General features: G+C 62.9%; 11 protein-coding genes, 2 tRNA genes and 1 rRNA gene. 4 read left to right on the top strand and 10 right to left on the bottom strand.

Annotated elements, in window-relative coordinates:
- Positions 1-759, top strand: a 759-nt coding sequence (locus B5D32_RS09645) for a tyrosine-type recombinase/integrase (RefSeq protein WP_200805184.1), incomplete at its 5' end; no start/stop codon positions are given.
- A gap of 181 nt (positions 760-940) precedes the next feature.
- On the opposite strand, the gene B5D32_RS09640 is transcribed toward B5D32_RS09645, so the two are convergent.
- The 7 genes from B5D32_RS09640 to B5D32_RS09610 all read right to left on the bottom strand — a co-directional run bounded on the left by B5D32_RS09640 (position 941) and on the right by B5D32_RS09610 (position 11,010).
- Positions 941-1,016 (bottom strand) — tRNA-Met (locus B5D32_RS09640).
- A 129-nt stretch (positions 1,017-1,145) separates the two neighbouring features.
- Positions 1,146-2,492: an NADP-specific glutamate dehydrogenase gene (gene gdhA / locus B5D32_RS09635; RefSeq protein ID WP_078784841.1), complete on the bottom strand. Its 1,347-nt coding sequence runs from the start codon at positions 2,490-2,492 to the stop codon at positions 1,146-1,148.
- A 168-nt stretch (positions 2,493-2,660) separates the two neighbouring features.
- Entirely contained in the window at positions 2,661-4,016 is a 1,356-nt protein-coding gene (locus tag B5D32_RS09630) for a hypothetical protein (RefSeq protein WP_078784840.1), read from the bottom strand.
- Between the two features lie 979 nt (positions 4,017-4,995).
- Entirely contained in the window at positions 4,996-6,396 is a 1,401-nt protein-coding gene (locus B5D32_RS09625) for a hypothetical protein (RefSeq protein WP_078784839.1), read from the bottom strand.
- Positions 6,397-7,355: 959 nt separating this feature from the next.
- Complete coding sequence (locus B5D32_RS09620) at positions 7,356-8,222, bottom strand: hypothetical protein (RefSeq protein WP_078784838.1); 867 nt, start codon at positions 8,220-8,222, stop codon at positions 7,356-7,358.
- Entirely contained in the window at positions 8,219-9,571 is a 1,353-nt protein-coding gene (locus B5D32_RS09615; RefSeq protein WP_078784837.1) for a sensor histidine kinase, read from the bottom strand. The genes B5D32_RS09620 and B5D32_RS09615 overlap by 4 nt, the downstream gene beginning before the upstream one ends.
- 575 nt (positions 9,572-10,146) lie before the next feature.
- Positions 10,147-11,010: a helix-turn-helix domain-containing protein gene (locus B5D32_RS09610; RefSeq protein WP_227596062.1), complete on the bottom strand. Its 864-nt coding sequence runs from the start codon at positions 11,008-11,010 to the stop codon at positions 10,147-10,149.
- A gap of 168 nt (positions 11,011-11,178) precedes the next feature.
- Between B5D32_RS09610 and B5D32_RS15220 the strand changes: the two genes are divergently transcribed.
- From B5D32_RS15220 to uxuA, 3 genes are all read left to right on the top strand, one after another.
- Positions 11,179-11,481 (top strand): hypothetical protein, encoded by a 303-nt coding sequence (locus B5D32_RS15220; protein ID WP_159447022.1) that lies wholly within the window; start codon positions 11,179-11,181, stop codon positions 11,479-11,481.
- Complete coding sequence (locus B5D32_RS09605) at positions 11,405-13,021, top strand: mannitol dehydrogenase family protein (RefSeq protein WP_078784836.1); 1,617 nt, start codon at positions 11,405-11,407, stop codon at positions 13,019-13,021. The genes B5D32_RS15220 and B5D32_RS09605 overlap by 77 nt, the downstream gene beginning before the upstream one ends.
- A gap of 180 nt (positions 13,022-13,201) precedes the next feature.
- On the top strand, positions 13,202-14,299 hold the full coding sequence (gene uxuA / locus B5D32_RS09600; RefSeq protein ID WP_078784835.1) for a mannonate dehydratase: 1,098 nt from the start codon (positions 13,202-13,204) through the stop codon (positions 14,297-14,299).
- 397 nt (positions 14,300-14,696) lie between these two features.
- On the opposite strand, the gene B5D32_RS09595 is transcribed toward uxuA, so the two are convergent.
- From B5D32_RS09595 to rrf, 3 genes are all read right to left on the bottom strand, one after another.
- Complete coding sequence (locus B5D32_RS09595; RefSeq protein ID WP_078784834.1) at positions 14,697-15,692, bottom strand: 2-hydroxyacid dehydrogenase; 996 nt, start codon at positions 15,690-15,692, stop codon at positions 14,697-14,699.
- A 473-nt stretch (positions 15,693-16,165) separates the two neighbouring features.
- A tRNA-Glu gene (locus B5D32_RS09590) sits at positions 16,166-16,240 on the bottom strand.
- A gap of 15 nt (positions 16,241-16,255) precedes the next feature.
- Positions 16,256-16,372, bottom strand: a 5S ribosomal RNA gene (gene rrf / locus B5D32_RS09585).
- Positions 16,373-16,472 lie beyond the last annotated feature (100 nt).

Raw genomic sequence — 16,472 nt, 5'->3', positions numbered from 1 at the left:
ATTGATTTTTCCACCGCCCAACTCCATGTACGCCGTACCATCAACCGTCTTGCCAAGTACGAAGCCCACGACGGCGAGAACAAAACCGAAATCGTATTCGGCACACCCAAAACGAAAAACTCCCGCCGCACGATTCCGCTGACCCGCACAATGGCAGACGAGCTTGCCCGTTGGAAACAGCAACAGGCACAGGACAAGATTCGGGCAGAGGATAAGTACACCGACGATGGCTTCATCGTCACCAACGAGTTTGGTCACTACTTCGAGCAGAAAACCTTCAAGGATTACTACGACCGCCTGTTGAAAGATGCTGACATCGGGCACTTTACCTTCCACGCCCTGCGGCACACCTTTGCCACCCGTGCGCTGGAACGAGGCATGGACTACAAGACCCTGTCAGCCATCCTCGGTCACTACTCGGTGGCGTTCACAATGGACACCTACGTTCACAGCATGGACGAACACAAGCGGCGCGAGATGGACAAGATGGACGATATGTTCGGGATACAGTACCGTATCTCTGCGAAGAACCAGCCTTATCCTGTGCTTTGTACACTCTCGGCAGATGGCTGCACCGCCCACGTTCCTGACTTCCCCAAAGTTACCGCACAAGCGCCAACACTAGACGCTGCCCTGCTGGAAGTCAAGCAGCAAATCGAAAAAGCCCTGTGCCAGTACAAGAACCCGCCCATTCCCACAAAACAAGAACAAATTGTCGTACCGCAGAACAGCGTATTGGTACTCGTCAAAGCGAGCTGACTACGCTGACCGCTCCTATTTTTACCTGCCAACTCCGCAAAATTTATCCACAAAAAGCGCCCGGGCGCAGTCGTTTTATCGTTTTGGGGTCATTTTGGGGTCAAAGTTACCAGCTTGTTACCACTTTTTCCATGATGTAGAAAAAAGCTCGTTGAAACTTGTCGTTTCAACGAGCTTTTGTTGGTTGCGGAGACAGGACTTGAACCTGCGACCTCCGGGTTATGAGCCCGACGAGCTACCATCTGCTCTACTCCGCGATATATGACACACACGCTGTTTCGCGGTGCTTGATTATAATACCACAGCACGGCGTGTGTGTCAATAGGTTTTGCTAAAAAAGTTTATGCAATTTTTCCCGGGAGTTCACCCGGCTGTCTGCATTTGTATCAGACAATGCCCTGGCTCATCATGGCGGAGGCGATCTTCTCGAAACCGGCGATGTTGGCACCAGCGACCAGGTTGCCCTTCATGCCGTACTTTTCGGCAGTGGCGGCAGCGGTTTTATAGATGTTGACCATGATGTTGTGCAGGCGCTCATCCACTTCCTCGAAAGTCCAGGACAGGCGCAGGCTGTTCTGGCTCATTTCCAGGCCGGAGGTAGCAACGCCGCCAGCGTTGGATGCCTTAGCCGGGGCAAACAGGATGCCGTTCTGCTGCAGGTAAGCGATGGCATCAGGGGTGGAAGGCATGTTGGCACCCTCGGCTACGCAGTAGCAGCCATTGGCAACCAGAGCCTTGGCACCGTCCAGGCGCAGCTCGTTCTGGGTGGCGCAGGGCAGGGCGATGTCGCAGGGGACGGTCCAGATGCCCTGGCTGCCCTCGACGTACTTAGCGGTGGGGACATAGTCCAGGTAGGTCTTGATGCGGGCGCGCTTGACCTCTTTGATCTCCTTGATGACCTTGTAGTCAATGCCGTTCTCGTCCACGATGTAGCCGTTGGAGTCGGACATGGCGATGACCTTGCCGCCCAGCTGGGTGGCCTTCTGGTTGGCGTAGGTGGCCACGTTGCCGGAGCCGGAGATGACCACGCGCTGGCCCTCGAAGCTCTTGCCGGCGTCGGCCAGCATCTCCTTGGTGAAGTAGCACAGGCCGTAGCCGGTGGCCTCGGTACGGGCGAGAGAGCCGCCGAAGGGGATGCCCTTGCCGGTCAGGACGCCGGTGTACTCATTCTGCAGGCGCTTGTACTGGCCAAACAGGTAGCCGACCTCACGGCCGCCAACGCCAATATCACCGGCGGGCACGTCGGTGTCGGGGCCGATGTGGCGGTACAGCTCGGTCATAAAGCTCTGGCAGAAACGCATGACCTCGGCATCAGACTTGCCGTGGGGGTCAAAGTCAGCGCCGCCTTTGCCGCCGCCCATGGGCAGGCCGGTCAGGCTGTTCTTGAAGCACTGCTCAAAGCCCAGGAACTTCAGGATAGACAGGTTGACAGAGGGGTGGAAACGCAGGCCGCCTTTGTAGGGACCGATGGCAGAGTTGAACTGCACACGGTAGCCGCGGTTGACCTGGACCTTACCAGCGTCATCGACCCAGGGCACACGGAACATGATGATGCGCTCGGGCTCGACCAGGCGCTCGATCAGGCCGGCCTTCTCGTACTCGGGGTGGGCAGCCACAACGGGCTCCAGGCTCTCGAGGACTTCCTCAACAGCCTGCAGAAACTCCTTCTGCTCGGGGTTGCGCTTTGCAAGGCCCTCATATACACCCTGCAGGTAAGCATTCTGAATTGCCATAAAACGACACTCCTTTATATAATTTCAAACACCGCCTTCATGTTACCACCATAAAAGCAATTTTTCAAGTAGTTTTGGCTTACTTTTCAAAATTTTGTTTTCGGCAGGCGTGCCGGTGTTCTTGTCTTGTGGACAAATCGGCGTTTTTGCGCATAATTATACAACCGTTCATTCTGTCGCATACATCGTGACCCACGCGGCGGGCTGCCCGTCGGCCAAAAAGTCTGCCGGGTCCCAGAGGGCGTAGAGGCTGTACTGCGGGTCATAGCTGTCGCGGGGGTTGGCGGTTGTCAGCCATTGGCCCGACGCGGTGCAGGCCAGCAGCAGCGCGGGGCGGCGCACGCCCTCCGCCGTGACCGCGGGGGCCGGGAGGACGTCGCCGGTCTCCATGTCCAGCAGACAGTCCGCGTAGGCGTCCCCGACGTTCAGCACGCGGAGATACCGCTGCGGCACGCCCGCAAACGCCGGGCTGAAGGGTTCGCACACGTCGATGCCGTAGGTGTCAAACGGGATGGTCTCGAGCAGCGTTTTCTCGGTGCCGTCGGCGGTGTCAAAGTACAGCAGGGCGGCCTGTTGGCCGGGGGTGTCGGCATTGCGGAAATTGCCGGTGTAGTAGATCCTGCCGTCGTAATAGTTGTGGAAATAGCCGTCCGCGTAGGGGCGCGTGCAGATTTTTTCCCGCGCGCCGGTGGCGGGGTCGAGCCAGGCGTAGACGTAGACGGCGTGCGCCAAAATGGCTTTTTCCTGCTCGGTGCTGCCGAAATTGGGGAACGGCTCGTTCGCCTCGATACGGATCGTCAGGAAGCGGCTTCCCTCACAGGCGATGATCTTCTCGTCGGCCAGCATCGGGATGGTCTGCACCGTGTCATTTTGCCAGTCCCAGCGGTAGAGGGTGCCGGGCTGATGACTGGCGGCGAGGGGGCAGCCGTACAGGGCGTACTCGTCGCACCATTGCAGCTGCATGTGGTGGGGCAGGGCATCGGGCACCGCGGCCACGGGCGTTTTGCCGGCGGCGGGGTCGATGCGGTAAATCTGCGTTGGGGCGACGTTTGTCAGCTCGCCGGGATAGGTGTAGACAGTGCCGTCCACGGCCATGACGCCGACGCAGAAGTCGCTGGCCAGGTAGGCCGGGCAGGCGTCGGAGTCGTGGGTGCAGCCGGGAATATCGCAGTAGACGGACTGGGTCAGGGCCGCGTAGTCGGTTTTGAGGACGAGGGCCTCGGGGGTCATATTGCTGGCGTCCCGGAGCTCATAGAGCGCGTCGCCGGTGTTCCAGACGGGGCCGCTGTTTTGGTTCTGAGGGAGGGTGAGAAGATGGCCGACAGGGAATTTGGGGGTAAGCGGCGGGGCGGAGGTTTCGGCGGCGGGCTGTGATGGGGAGGACGCTGCGGCGTCAGGTTGTGCCGGAGAGGACGCTGCGGCGGAGGGGGAGGTTGTGGCGTCGGCGGGTTGTGCCGGTACGGCGGACGCGCAGGCGGTGAGCAGGAGGGCAGCGGTCAGGATGAGCGGAAGTGTGCGGTTCATGTGTGGGAGCCTCCTTTTTAAGTAGTGTAGAGATGCGTGGGATTATTACCCGGTAGGGGCCGGGCATGCCCGGCCCGGGGGGTGGCGTGAGCACCCGTCAATGGTTCGGTCCGTAGGGAGGGGTCTTGACCCCTCCGCGGGTGGCTGCCCGGGGGATGGCCGTTAGCGGGAGGTTTCGCGGGGCGTCGGGGACGCCGCCCCCTACGGTTTGCCCGAGAATGGGCGGCAGCGGAAGCCTGCCCCTCATCCGGCCCTGCGGGGCCACCTTCCCCCAAGGGGGAAGGCAAGAGTTGTTGTTGGCGGCAGCGGGAGGTCGCGGCGGGGTGAGGGCACCCCGCCCTACGGATGGGGATATGGAAACGCTGCGGGGGCTACGCGGGCACCCGTTCCCGGGCCGCCGCACGGTAGGGGCCGGGCATGCCCGGCCCGGGGGTTGGCGTGAGCACCCGTCAATGGTTCGGTCCGTAGGGAGGGGTCTTGACCCCTCCGCGGGTGGCTGCCCGGGGGATGGCCGTTGGCGGGAGGTTTCGCGGGGCGTCGGGGACGCCGCCCCCTACGGTTTGCCCGAGAATGGGCGGCAGCGGAAGCCTGCCCCTCATCCGGCCCTGCGAGGCCACCTTCCCCCGAGGGGGAAGGCAAGGGCTGTAGGGGAGGGATTCATCCCTCCCGGGGTGTTGGCGGCAGCGGGAGGTCGCGGCGGGGTGGGGGCACCCCGCCCTACGGATGGGGATATGGAAACACTGCGGGGTTTACGTAGGCACCCGTTCCCGGGCCGCCGCACGGTAGGGGCCGGGCACTGCGGGGTTGTGAGCGTGGGGCCACGGTTGAGCGGAGCGAAACCGGGGAGCGAACAATGTTTGCCCCCGCGGGGCAAACAACCGCACGAGCGGGCCAGCTTTGCTGGCTGGCGGCGCTCGTTGTGCGCCGCCAAGCGCCCGGCCCGGGGGTTGGCGTGGGCAGGCGCTCCCGTTTTACCACCTCACCCCGCCCACATCTCCACCGGCGTATAGTCGGTGCTGCCGGCGGCAAAATCGTCGGGGGCGATCAACCCATAGGCCACATACTCGTTTTCGTCGTTTGATTCGGTCCAGAGGAGCCAGCGGCCATCGGCGGTCTGGGCCAGACGGGACGGGGGTATGTTGTAGGCGTAATTTTTCATCCGCTGGGTGATGGGCACCAGCTCGCGGGTGGCGGCGTTCATCAAATAACAGCGGTTGCCGCCCACTGCGCCGTCGGTGCCGTACAGCCAAAGCCAGTCCTCGGCCCGGCTGCCCCGGGCGGGCAGGACGTTCGTATAGGTGTCCTGGTAATCCCGCATGTTACTGCCAGCCGTGGGCGCGTCCCACACCGTGGCGGTGCTGCCGTCGGCGGGGTCATACTCCTGCAAGGCGCCGCGGTTGTAGCCGCCGTCCTGCAGGGCCTCGCGCTCCTCAAAGTAGAGCTTGCCGTTGTGGGTGCCCAGATACCCGGAAAGCCGCTCATCCGCGATGTTGTAGGGGCGCTCGATCAGCTTGCGGCGCTCGCCGGTGCGGGGGTCGTAGCGGTCAAATTCAACGGTGGCGCTCTGTACGGCGGCCCGGAACTGCTCAAAGTCGTCGGGCAGGGGCGCGTCGGTCACGTAACGCACCGTCAGCAGCGCGCCGTCGTAGCAGGTCACAAAGTACTCTGTGGGCTCCAGCGGCACGGACTGCAGCGCACCGGTGGTCAGGTCAACGCGGACGGCCTTTGTGTTCTGGCCGTTGTTGCCGGAGGTCATCGTCCCGTACAGGGCCGCGTCGTCACAAAAATCAAACACGTAATCCACACACTCGGCGGGCAGGTCGATGCAGGTCTTGCCGTCGTCGGTCAGCCTGTATACCTGCGGCGCGGCGCTTTGCTGCTGCCACAGGCCGTAGTAGTGGGCCTCCAGCTCCTCGGGCGTGAGGTCGGTGCTGTCCAGCCGGGGCGTGAGGTATTCTTCGCGGTATTCCTCCCAGGTTTGATCCGTGTGGAATACCGGCGCGTTGAGCACATAGACCGCGCCGTCCGCCACAAAGGGGCAGTAGTAGCGGTACCGCCCCGGGAACCAGGCCGGGCAGTCGGCGCTGTCGTGGGTGCAGCCGGGCACGGTGCAGACGACGGTCTGTGCGGCGGTGGCGTAGTCGGTTTTGAGCAGCAGGCCGCCGTGGTTGCGGTAGACCATTTCATAGTAGGCGTCGCCGCTGTTGAAGCTGCTGTCGTGGCGGTTCAGCCAGGCGAAGTCCCCGGCGGCGGGGGTCGGGGTGGCGGTAGCGGTGGGTTCGGGCGTGGGGGTGGTCAGGGGTGTCGTATCCGTGGCGGACGCGCAGGCGGTGAGCAGGAGCGCGGCGAGGGGAATGGCGGCGAGATGGCGGTTGCGCATGGTGGGAGCCTCCTTTTTAAGTAGTGTAGAGATGAGTGGGATTATTACGCGGTAGGGGCCGGGCATGCCCGGCCTGGGGGGTTACGTGGGCGGAGGTTTGCGGGTGGTTACCCGGGGGATGGGTGTTGGCGGGAGGTTTCGCGGGGCGTCGGGGACGCCGCCCCCTACGGTTTGCCCGGGAATGGGTGGTGACGGGAGGTCGCGGCGGGGTGGGGGCACCCCGCCCTACGTATGGGGGATATGGAAACGCTGTGGGGTTTACGCGGGCAGCCGTTCCCGGGCCGCCGCGCGGTAGGGGCCGGGCATGCCCGGCCCGGGGGTTTGCGTAGGCAGGCATCAATGGTTCGGTCCGTAGGGAGGGGTCTTGACCCCTCCGCGGGTGGTTGCCCGGGGGATGGCCGTTGGCGGGAGGTTTCGCGGGGCGTCGGGGACGCCGCCCCCTACGGTTTGCCCGGGGAATGGGCGGCGGGAGCCTGCCCCTCATCCGGCCCTGCGGGGCCACCTTCCCCCGAGGGGGAAGGCAAGGGTTGCAGGGAAGGGATTCATCCCTCCCGGAGTGTTGGCGGGAGCGGGAGGTCGCGGCGGGGTGGGGGCACCCCGCCCTACGGATGGGGATATGGAAACGCTGTGGGGTTTACGTGGGCAGTCGTTTCCGGGCCGCCGCGCGGTAGGGGCCGGGCATGCCCGGCCCGGGGGTTTGCGTGGACGGAGGTTTGCGGGTCTGTTTGTAGGGAGGGGTCTTGACCCCTCCGCGGAGGTTGGCGTCGGCGCAAGTCTCCGCGGGTAGTAACCCGGGGAAGGGCGGCGGCGCAAGCCTCCGCGGGGCGTCGGGGACGCCGCCCCCTACGGTTTGCCCGGGAATGGGCGGCAGCGGGAGCCTGCCCCTCATCCGGCCCTGCGGGGCCACCTTCCCCCGAGGGGGAAGGCAAGGGCTGTATGGCGGCGGCGCAAGCCTGCCCCTACCCCGGCAGCTGGTCCTCGGTGCGGAGCTGGAGGGTCAGGCTGTAGTACCAGCGGTCTGACGAAACCGGCGCTGTACCGACGTAATCCTGGTAGGTGTAGGGGTGGGTCGAGGCGGTGATGAGCGCACCGCCGTTCGTGCTGTAGAGGGCGCAGCCGTAGGGGCTGTCGGCGGGGGCGGCCCAGTCGCCGAGGCTTTCCAGTCCGGCCTGGGCGGCAAAGCTGCGCAGGGCAGTCTCGGTGGGCAGCGGGGTGTTTTCCGCGTCGGTCCCGGCCATCGAGAGCCATGCCTCGACCACTGTGCCGGTGCGGCTGTCCATAGTGACGCTGTAGCGCGTAAAAAGTGCATTGTCCGTCATGCCGAACCGCCGCACCGTCACAAAGCCGAGGCTGTCGGTGACGCAGTAGGTCTCGTCCAGGTAGTAATATCTGCCGTCCCAGTCGGTGTAGCTTTCGCCGGTCTCGGCCGTGTCCAGCGCCTCGGCAGCCCAGGCGGCGGGCACGGTGCCGGTTTCGGCCAGCTGGCGCAGGGCGTTCTCGGCGGCCTCGGCGGCGGCGGAATCCGCATACTGCATGGATTGCAGGCTGGCGGACGCACCTATGTACATCTTCGGGGCTGTCAGAACCTCGGCGGGGCGTTGCTCCCGCTCGGTCTCGGCGTTCCGGCTGCGGGCGGCCAGCTGGCGCAGGATATAATAATCGTCCGCCGTGGGCGTCGGGGCAACGTAGGGGTCGGGCACGGTCTCGACGCGGCCAAGGCTGGCGGCGTCGGCTGCGGCCAGAAACACCGCGGGCGCGGCGGCGCAGCCCAGCACGGCCACGGTGCAAAGCGCGGCAGTCAGCCGCGGATGGTTCCAAAGGCTCACGGTGCATCCTCCTTCCAGACGGGCAGCGTCACACTGACCCGGGTGCCCCTGCCGGGTTCGCTTTCGATGCGCAGCGCACTGCCGTGGGCGGCGGCAATGCGTTGGCAGAGCGCCAGCCCCAGGCCGCTGCCGCCTTGACGGCGGGCGCGGGATTTATCGACCATGTAGAACGGCTCGGTCACGCGGGGGATCAGCTCGGGCGGGATGCCGCAGCCGCGGTCCGCCACGGTCAGCGTGACGGCGTCCCCGGCCTGCGCACAGAGCACCAGCACCGGCGCACCGGGCGCACTGGCCTTGGCGGCGTTCTGCACCAGATTGCAGAGCAGATCCAGCAGCAGGTCGGCGTCCCCGCGCACGGTAGGCGCGGCGGCGGGCGTGCGCAGGCTGACGTCCGGGCAGGCCGCGTGCAGCCGCGGCCAGAGCGCGGGCAGCGGCACGGCGGTCAGTTCAACGCCCTCCTCATTCAGGCCCAGCAGGGCCAGCAGCTTGCGGCTCAGCGCCTCGAGCCGCCGCCCCTCGTGCACGATGGCCGCGGCGGCCTCGCGCTGCTCGTCGGGGTCGGTCTGCATGGTGTGGAGCATGTCCGCATAGCCGATGATGCTGGTCATCGGGGTTTTCAGCTCATGGGTGAACGCGCCGACGAAGTCCTCCCGCCGCTGGACGTCGGCCTCGAGGTCGGCGATCTTTTCCTGCACAGCATCGGCCATTTTGTCAAAGCTGCGGCTCAGCTCCTCGATCTCATCGCCGGTGTGCAGGTCGGTGCGGCGGGCGTAGTCCCCGGCTGCGATCTGCGCCCCGGCGTCGGTCAGGACAGCCAGCGGGCGGGTCAGGCGGCGGGCCAGCAGCGCCGTGACGGCGGACGCCGCGGCCAGCACAGCGGCCTCCAGCAGCAAAAAGCGCATCAGGGCGGCGTTTCTGTCCCGGTAAAGGCCGGTCAGGTCGTAGGCTGTGACGAGCCGCAGCCCGCCCTGCAGGTCGCTGGCGTAGACGGCGTAAATGGAATTTTCGGTCCTGACGGTCACGGTGGCGGCGTCGCCAAGGGGGAGGCTTTGCAGCCCTTCCAGCGTGGCGCAGACGAGGGTGTCGCCCCGCCAGAGCGCCGCGGGGACATCCTGTGCCGTCACGCGGGCCGTGAGCGCGGCATCCCCGGTGGATATGCCGCGGCGCTGCAGGTCGAGGATCTCGGTTTGCAGCAGCGTACACGCCTGGGCGTGGGCGGCTGCGTTGGCGGCGGCCATGCGGCTGCGCTGCACGGAGAAATCGCTGTACAGCAGCACGCACCCGCCCACACCGAACGACGCGGCCAGGACGAGGATCAGCAGGCAGAGCAGTTTTTGGAAGTATCGCATGAGAGAGCTCCTTTGGTGGGGGGCGGGATGTTGGTTGCCCGGGGACGGGGTGTGACGGGAGGCTGCGGGGCGTCGAGGACGCCGCCCCCTACGGTGGGGGTTGGTTGTAGATTGCCCGAGGACGGGTGGTGACGGAAGGTTACGGCGGGGTGAACGCACCCCGCCCTACGGATGGGTGGAAGGTTTGCGCCAAATGGTGTAGGGGGCGGCGTCCTCGACGCCCCGCGGAGGGGTCAAGACCCCTCCCTACGATGCAAAAGATAAAGGGGCGGCAATGGCAAGGCTGCGGGCCGGGCATGCCCGTCCCCTACAGACTGCTGTTTCCGGCAACGGGGGTTCGGGGGAACTCCCGAATTTCAAATCGGAGCAGAGGGCGCGGGCGTTAAGCGCGAACAGTAATACTGCGTTCGCGTAGCCCGCGCACTCTGCGACCTCCGCTTTGGGGGTCTTGGGGGCGTGCAGCCCCCAAGTCGCGGGTCCGCTGCGTCGAAACAGCGGCAGTTTTCTTTGGTTCTTTCTTTTGCTGCCAAAAGAAAGAACAAGTTCCCGGGAGGCTGCCGCTAATAGGCAATCTCTCACTTCCCCCTTGCTGACTGAATATACTGCCGCGGCGTCTGGTTGTATTCCGCCCGGAATGCGCGGTAAAAGTTTGCGTAATCGCCAAAACCGCAGTATTGGCAGACTTCATTCGGCGGGACGCCGCCAGCTAAAAGCTGCTTCGCGTTTAATAGCCGCTTCTGCAAAATATAGCGATGCACCGTCGTGCCGACCTGCGCATCGAACTTCCGCAGAAGATGATACTTGCTGATGAAGAACTTCTCCGACAACTGGTCCAGCGTCAGGGCCTCGCTGTAGTGCTCGTTGATGTAGTGCAGCACCGCGTCCACGACCTGGTCACTCGTGCCGGTGGGGCGGGCGTCGCCGCGCTCGGCTGCGGCACGGTTCAGGCCGACCAAAAGCTCCACCAGCGCACTCTGGGCCAAAAGGTCACTGCCGTACGCCTTGTCCGCCTTTAACGCGCACAGCTTATCCACCGTTGTGCGCAGCGGCGCGCCGGTGGCCCCGGGCAGCCGCAGCAGGTTCGTGTGGCCGGGGACTGTCGTGTCAAAGCAGCGGGTCAGACTTGTGCGCGGTGTGGACAAGCCCTCCAGATAGGGCCGCGCGATCCAGAGCACGATGCGCTCATAGGCGTCGGCGTCGGTGGCAATGCGCGCCTGGTGCAGCTCCAGCGGGCTGCACAGCATCCAGTCGCCGGGGCGCACGCGGTAGAGCTGGTTCTCGACGATGTACTCCACCCGCCCGCGCAGCAGCAGGTAAATCTCATAGAAGTCGTGGTGGTGCAGCTCGACCTCGTTCATGTAGGTCGAGCGATAGCGGTAGACCTCATAATCCGGCGCGATCATCGTCTGGCGCTTGGTGTAGGGGTTGTAGTTGGACATAGGCGGGTGCTCCTTTGGGGAAGTTTCCGGCTTGCAAATAAAAAATAAGAAATAATAAATAATAAAGATTGTGGGGCTTCCTCCTGCGTCGGAAACCAAATTCCTCTGCACCCGTAGGGGCGCATTCTATATGCGCCCGTGCAGTCTCCGGCAGCATCCCGGGCGGATATGAAATCCGCCCCTACGATGTTTGTTTTTGCCCTTTTGGGCAAAAACTCCACCATATTTATTATTTATTATTTATTCTTTATTATTTATTTTGATTTTACCGCAATTTTCGCAATTTTTCAAGCAATCAGCGTTATTTTCTTGCAAAAAATCACGCGGTATACTATAGACATCGCGGGCGGTCGTGTGCCGCCCACCCCCACAGCAACAAAAGGAGCAAATCATTATGCAGATGAATGCGTCTTCCATCGTCAACCAGAAAGCCGAGTGGGAAAAGCTGGGCGTCAAGCTGCCCGCCTTTGACCACGCTGCCATGACTGCCGCCACCAAGGAGCACCCCATCTGGGTCCACTTCGGTGCGGGCAACATCTTCCGCGGCTTCATCGCCGCGCTGCAGCAGCGCCTGCTGAACGAGGGTGCCGCTGACCGCGGCATCATCGCAGCCGACACCTTCGACTACGACATCATCGACAAGATCTACACCCCGTATGACAACCTGACGATGAACGTCACCCTGAACCCGGACGGCACCACCAGCCGCGAGATCATCGGCTCTGTGGCCGAGGGCCTGCGCGCCAACTCTGCCGACGCGGAGATGATGGCCCGCTTCAAGCAGATCTTCACCGATCCCAGCCTGCAGATGATCTCCTTCACCATCACCGAGAAGGGCTACGCTCTGTACCGTCCCGACGGCAGCCTGATGCCCGTCGTGCAGGCTGACATCGACGAGGGCCCCGCCCACGCCCGCCACGCCATGAGCATGGTCGCCGCCCTGCTGCTGGAGCGTTTCCAGAACGGTGCCTATCCTCTGGCTGTCGTCAGCATGGACAACTGCTCCCACAACGGCGAGAAGCTGCAGGCCAGCGTTATGACCGTTGCCAAGGCATGGCTGGAGAAGGGCTTCGTCGGTCAGGACTTCATCGACTACCTGTCCGATGAGACCAAGATCACCTTCCCCTGGTCCATGATCGACAAGATCACCCCGCGCCCCCACAAGATCGTCGAGGAGTCTCTGGAGAAGGACGGCATCGAGGGCATGACCCCCATCGTCACCTCCAAGAACACCTTCATTGCCGCGTTCGTCAACGCCGAGCGCCCGCAGTATCTGGTCGTCGAGGACAAGTTCCCCAACGGCCGCCCCGCGCTGGAGAAGGCCGGTGTCTACATGACCGACCGCGAGACCGTCAACAAGACCGAGCGCATGAAGGTCACCACCTGCCTGAACCCGCTGCACACCGCCATGAGCGTGTACGGCTGCATGCTGGGCTATGACCTGATCTGCGCCGAGATGAAGGACGAGGACATCGTCGCCCTCATCAAGCGCCTGGGCTACGTCGAGGGCCTGCCCGTCGTCGTTGACCCGAAGATCCTTAACCCGAAGGCCTTCATCGACGAGGTCATCGAGCAGCGCCTGCCCAATCCCTTCATGCCCGACACGCCGCAGCGCATCGCTACCGACACATCTCAGAAGGTCGGCATCCGCTTTGGCGAGACCATCAAGAGCTACGTTGCCGAGGGCCGCGACCTGAACAGCCTGGTCTCCATTCCTCTGGCTATCGCCGGTTGGCTGCGCTACCTGCTGGCCATCGACGACAACGGCAACGCCTTTGAGGTCAGTGCTGACCCGCTGAAGGACGAGCTGCAGGCCAAGCTCTCCGGCATCGAGTTCGGCAAGCCCGAGACCGTCACCGACCAGCTGGACGGCATCCTGTCCAATGCGTCCATCTTTGGCAGCGACCTGACCAAGACCGTCCTGGCCGACAAGATCAAGGCGTACTTCAAGGCCGAGATCGCCGGTGCCGGCGCCGTCCGCAAGACCCTGCACGAGGCCGTGAACGGCTAAGAGCAGCTTTCCTAAGCCTTCCCCCAAGGGGGAAGCCTTTGCAGCTACGCTGTAGGGGCCGGACATGTCCGGCCCGCCACGTAAAATGTATAACCCTCTCACGGGTTCGCAACCGGAAACTTGCGGGCGAGGCATGCCTCGCCCCTACGCAAACGACTATACAAACAAAAGGAGCACCACATGTCTATGAAAATGGGTTGGCGCTGGTATGGTGAGGGCAATGACCCCATCACCCTGAGCGACATTAAGCAGATCCCCGGTGTTGAGGAGATCGTCTGGGCACTGCACAGCAAAATGCCCGGCGAGATCTGGGAGGAGGCCGAGATCAAGGAGGTCGTAGACCAGATCCATGCTGCCGGCTTCGACGCCACCGTCGTCGAGTCCGTCAACGTCCACGACGACATCAAGATCGGCCTGCCGACGCGCGACAAGTACATCGAGAACTACAAGCAGTGCATCCGCAACCTGTCCAAGTTCGGCGTCAAGACCATCTGCTACAACTTCATGCCCATCTTTGACTGGACCCGCACCGACCTGTTCCACCCCGTCGGCGACGGCTCCACCGCCCTGTTCTATCAGAAGGACCTGATCCAGGACGACTACAAGGGCATGGCAAACTACATTCTCGAATTCACCGAGAAGTACAACATGACCTTCCCCGGCTGGGAGCCGGAGCGCATGGCCAAGCTGGACGAGCTGTTCAAGGCCTACGCCCCCGTCACCAAGGAGAAGCTGTGGGATAACCTCAAATACTTCCTCGAGGCCATCATGCCCACCTGCCGCGAGTGCGACATCAAGATGGCGATCCATCAGGACGATCCCCCATGGGACATCTTCGGCCTGCCCCGTCTGCTGGTTGACGCCGAGAGCATTGACCGCTTCCTGACGATGGTCGATGACCCGTACAACTGCCTGACGCTCTGCTCCGGCAGCATGAACGCCAACCCCAACAACAACGTGGCCGCCATCGTGCGCAAGCACTGTGACCGCATCCCGTTTGCCCACGTGCGCAATATCCACCACTTCGAGAACGGTGACTTCTCCGAGGCTGCCCACCGCGACTGCTGCGGCGAGACCGGCATCATTGAGATCCTGCGCGCCTACCATGACTGCGGCTTTGACGGCTGCATCCGCCCCGACCATGGCCGCCAGCTGTGGGAGGAAGGCCCCGGCAACTGCCGCCCCGGCTACGGCAAGTATGACCGCGCTCTCGGCGTGCAGTACATGCTGGGTGTCTGGGACCTGCTGGACCGCCTGGACGAGGAAAAGTCCAAGTAATTTTTGCCATCCTCAAATTGCTGTATAACAAAAAGGACGCTGTAGTGATACAACGTCCTTTTTTTGTTAGAGTTTTATTGTATAATGAGCCGCACCCTTTTCACCTCCCGGTAGGGGCCGGGCATGCCCGGCCCGCCACCTCACGGCTGCCGCCATTGAATCCTCCCTTAGTAGGGAGGGGTCTTGACCCCTCCGCCGCACCTTGCCCCTACCCGACAGCTTACCCTTTGCACCTCCCGGTAGGGGCCGGGCATGCCCGGCCCGCCACTTTGCGTCAGCAGCCATTGCATCTTCCCTTCGTAGGGAGGGGTCTTGACCCCTCCGCCGCACCTTGCCCCTACCGCTGCTTTATCTTCCACGCCGGAGGGATTCCTGCAGCTTTGCCCTTCTGCCTTCCTTACCCCTTCACCTCGTTCACCAGCTTCTCCCCTCTCGCAAACGCCCGCGCGTTCTCCATCGTCGTGATGGCAATGCTCTGCAATGCCGTCCGCGTGAAAAATGCCTGATGGCTCGTCACCACCACATTCGGGAAACTCATCAAAATCGGCACGACCTCGTTCTGCAAAACGTCGTCCGAGAAGTCCTCGAACACCTGCCCGTCCTCGTCCTCGTAGACGTCCAGCCCCACGCCCGCAAATTTGCGGGCCCGCAGCGCGTCGATCAGCGCGTTGGTGTCGATCAGCCCACCGCGGCTCGTGTTGACAAGAATCGCGTTGTCACGCATCATTTTGATGGTGTCAGCGTTGATTATATGGCGCGTCTCGGCTGTCAGCGGGCAGTGCAGACTGATAAGGTCTGCCGTGCGCAGCAGCTCGTCCAGCTCCACATAGCGCACAATGCCGTCCAGCGCGGGGTTCCTGTACTGGTCGTAGGCCAGCACCGTCATGCCAAACCCGTGACAGATACGCGCCATGGCCGCGCCGATGCGCCCCGTGCCCACAATGCCCGCCGACGAGCCGTACAGGTTGTACCCCAGCAGACCGTCCAGCGCAAAGTTGTTGTTGCGCACCTTGATATACGCCTTGCAGATGCGCCGGTTTGCGGCCTGCGCCAGCGCCATAGCGTGCTCGGCCACGGCCTCCGGGCTGTACCCCGGCACGCGCAGCACCGTGATGCCGCATTTCTGCGCCGCGGCCAGGTCCACATTATTGTACCCTGCGCACCGCAGCAGCAAGCAGCGGATGCCCACCTGCGCCAGCTTTTCCAGCACCGGAGCCGAGCAATCCGCATTGACGAACGCGCACACAGCGTCCCCGCCCTGCGCCAGCGGCGCGGTGTCCGCATCGAGATTCGCCGTCAGAAACCTGATCTCGCAGCCATATTCCGGGTCCGCCGCCAGCACATCAAAATAGTAGTGGTCGTATTCCCGCGTACCATAAAAAATAATTTTCATAAAAACGCCCCCAGTCTCCTTCAGTATCTGCTTTTTACGCCCTTAGTATACCGAATCGGACGGGGGATTTCTGTTGTCGGGACAACAGGCGATTATTTTTATTCCTTTTCCCCCCTGCCTCCCTTGTCAAAGGGAGGTGGCGCCGCAGCGCCGGAGGGATTCCTGCCTGTTGCCGACTGCTTTCCTTTAACCACCCAGTAGGGGCCGGGCATGCCCGGCCCGCACGCTTCCGTAAGCTGCTGTGCTAACTCCGGCAACCCGTGCTCCCACCAACCACCCCGGCCACATCAGCTTCCGCCCGCGCGGAATTTCCCGCGCCCTAAAAACAGCCCACGGGGCTGTTTTTGCCCCGCGGTACACTGGACGCGGGGCCCGGGCTTTTCGATTCCCACACGGGTCACCTTTTACGCCCGACACTTATTAAAAAGCGCATACAAAGAAAAAAGCACTACTTCAAATGAAGTAGTGCTTTTTGGTGACCCGTGCGGGAATCGAACCCACGTTAACGGCGTGAGAGGCCGCTGTCTTAACCGCTTGACCAACGGGCCATAATAAAAAAGAGAAGCCGGCATCTACCTATTTTCACAGGCCGTTTCCAGCCAACTATCTTCGGCACAAGTGAGCTTAACTTCTGTGTTCGGAATGGGAACAGGTGGAACCTCACCGTCATCGACACCGGCCATTTACATGACCAATCATCATGCTTCTCTTTTCTTGTAACAGTCTAGCACTTTCATGCCTTCCTGTCAAGGGATGTACCCTCAAAACTGAATATCGAAC

The sequence above is a fragment of the Gemmiger formicilis genome (genome assembly GCF_900167555.1).
GTDB classification, from domain to species: Bacteria; Bacillota; Clostridia; order Oscillospirales; family Ruminococcaceae; genus Gemmiger; species Gemmiger formicilis.
The sequence above is the reverse complement of the archived record's forward strand: the minus strand, read 5'-3'. Positions and strand labels throughout refer to the sequence as shown.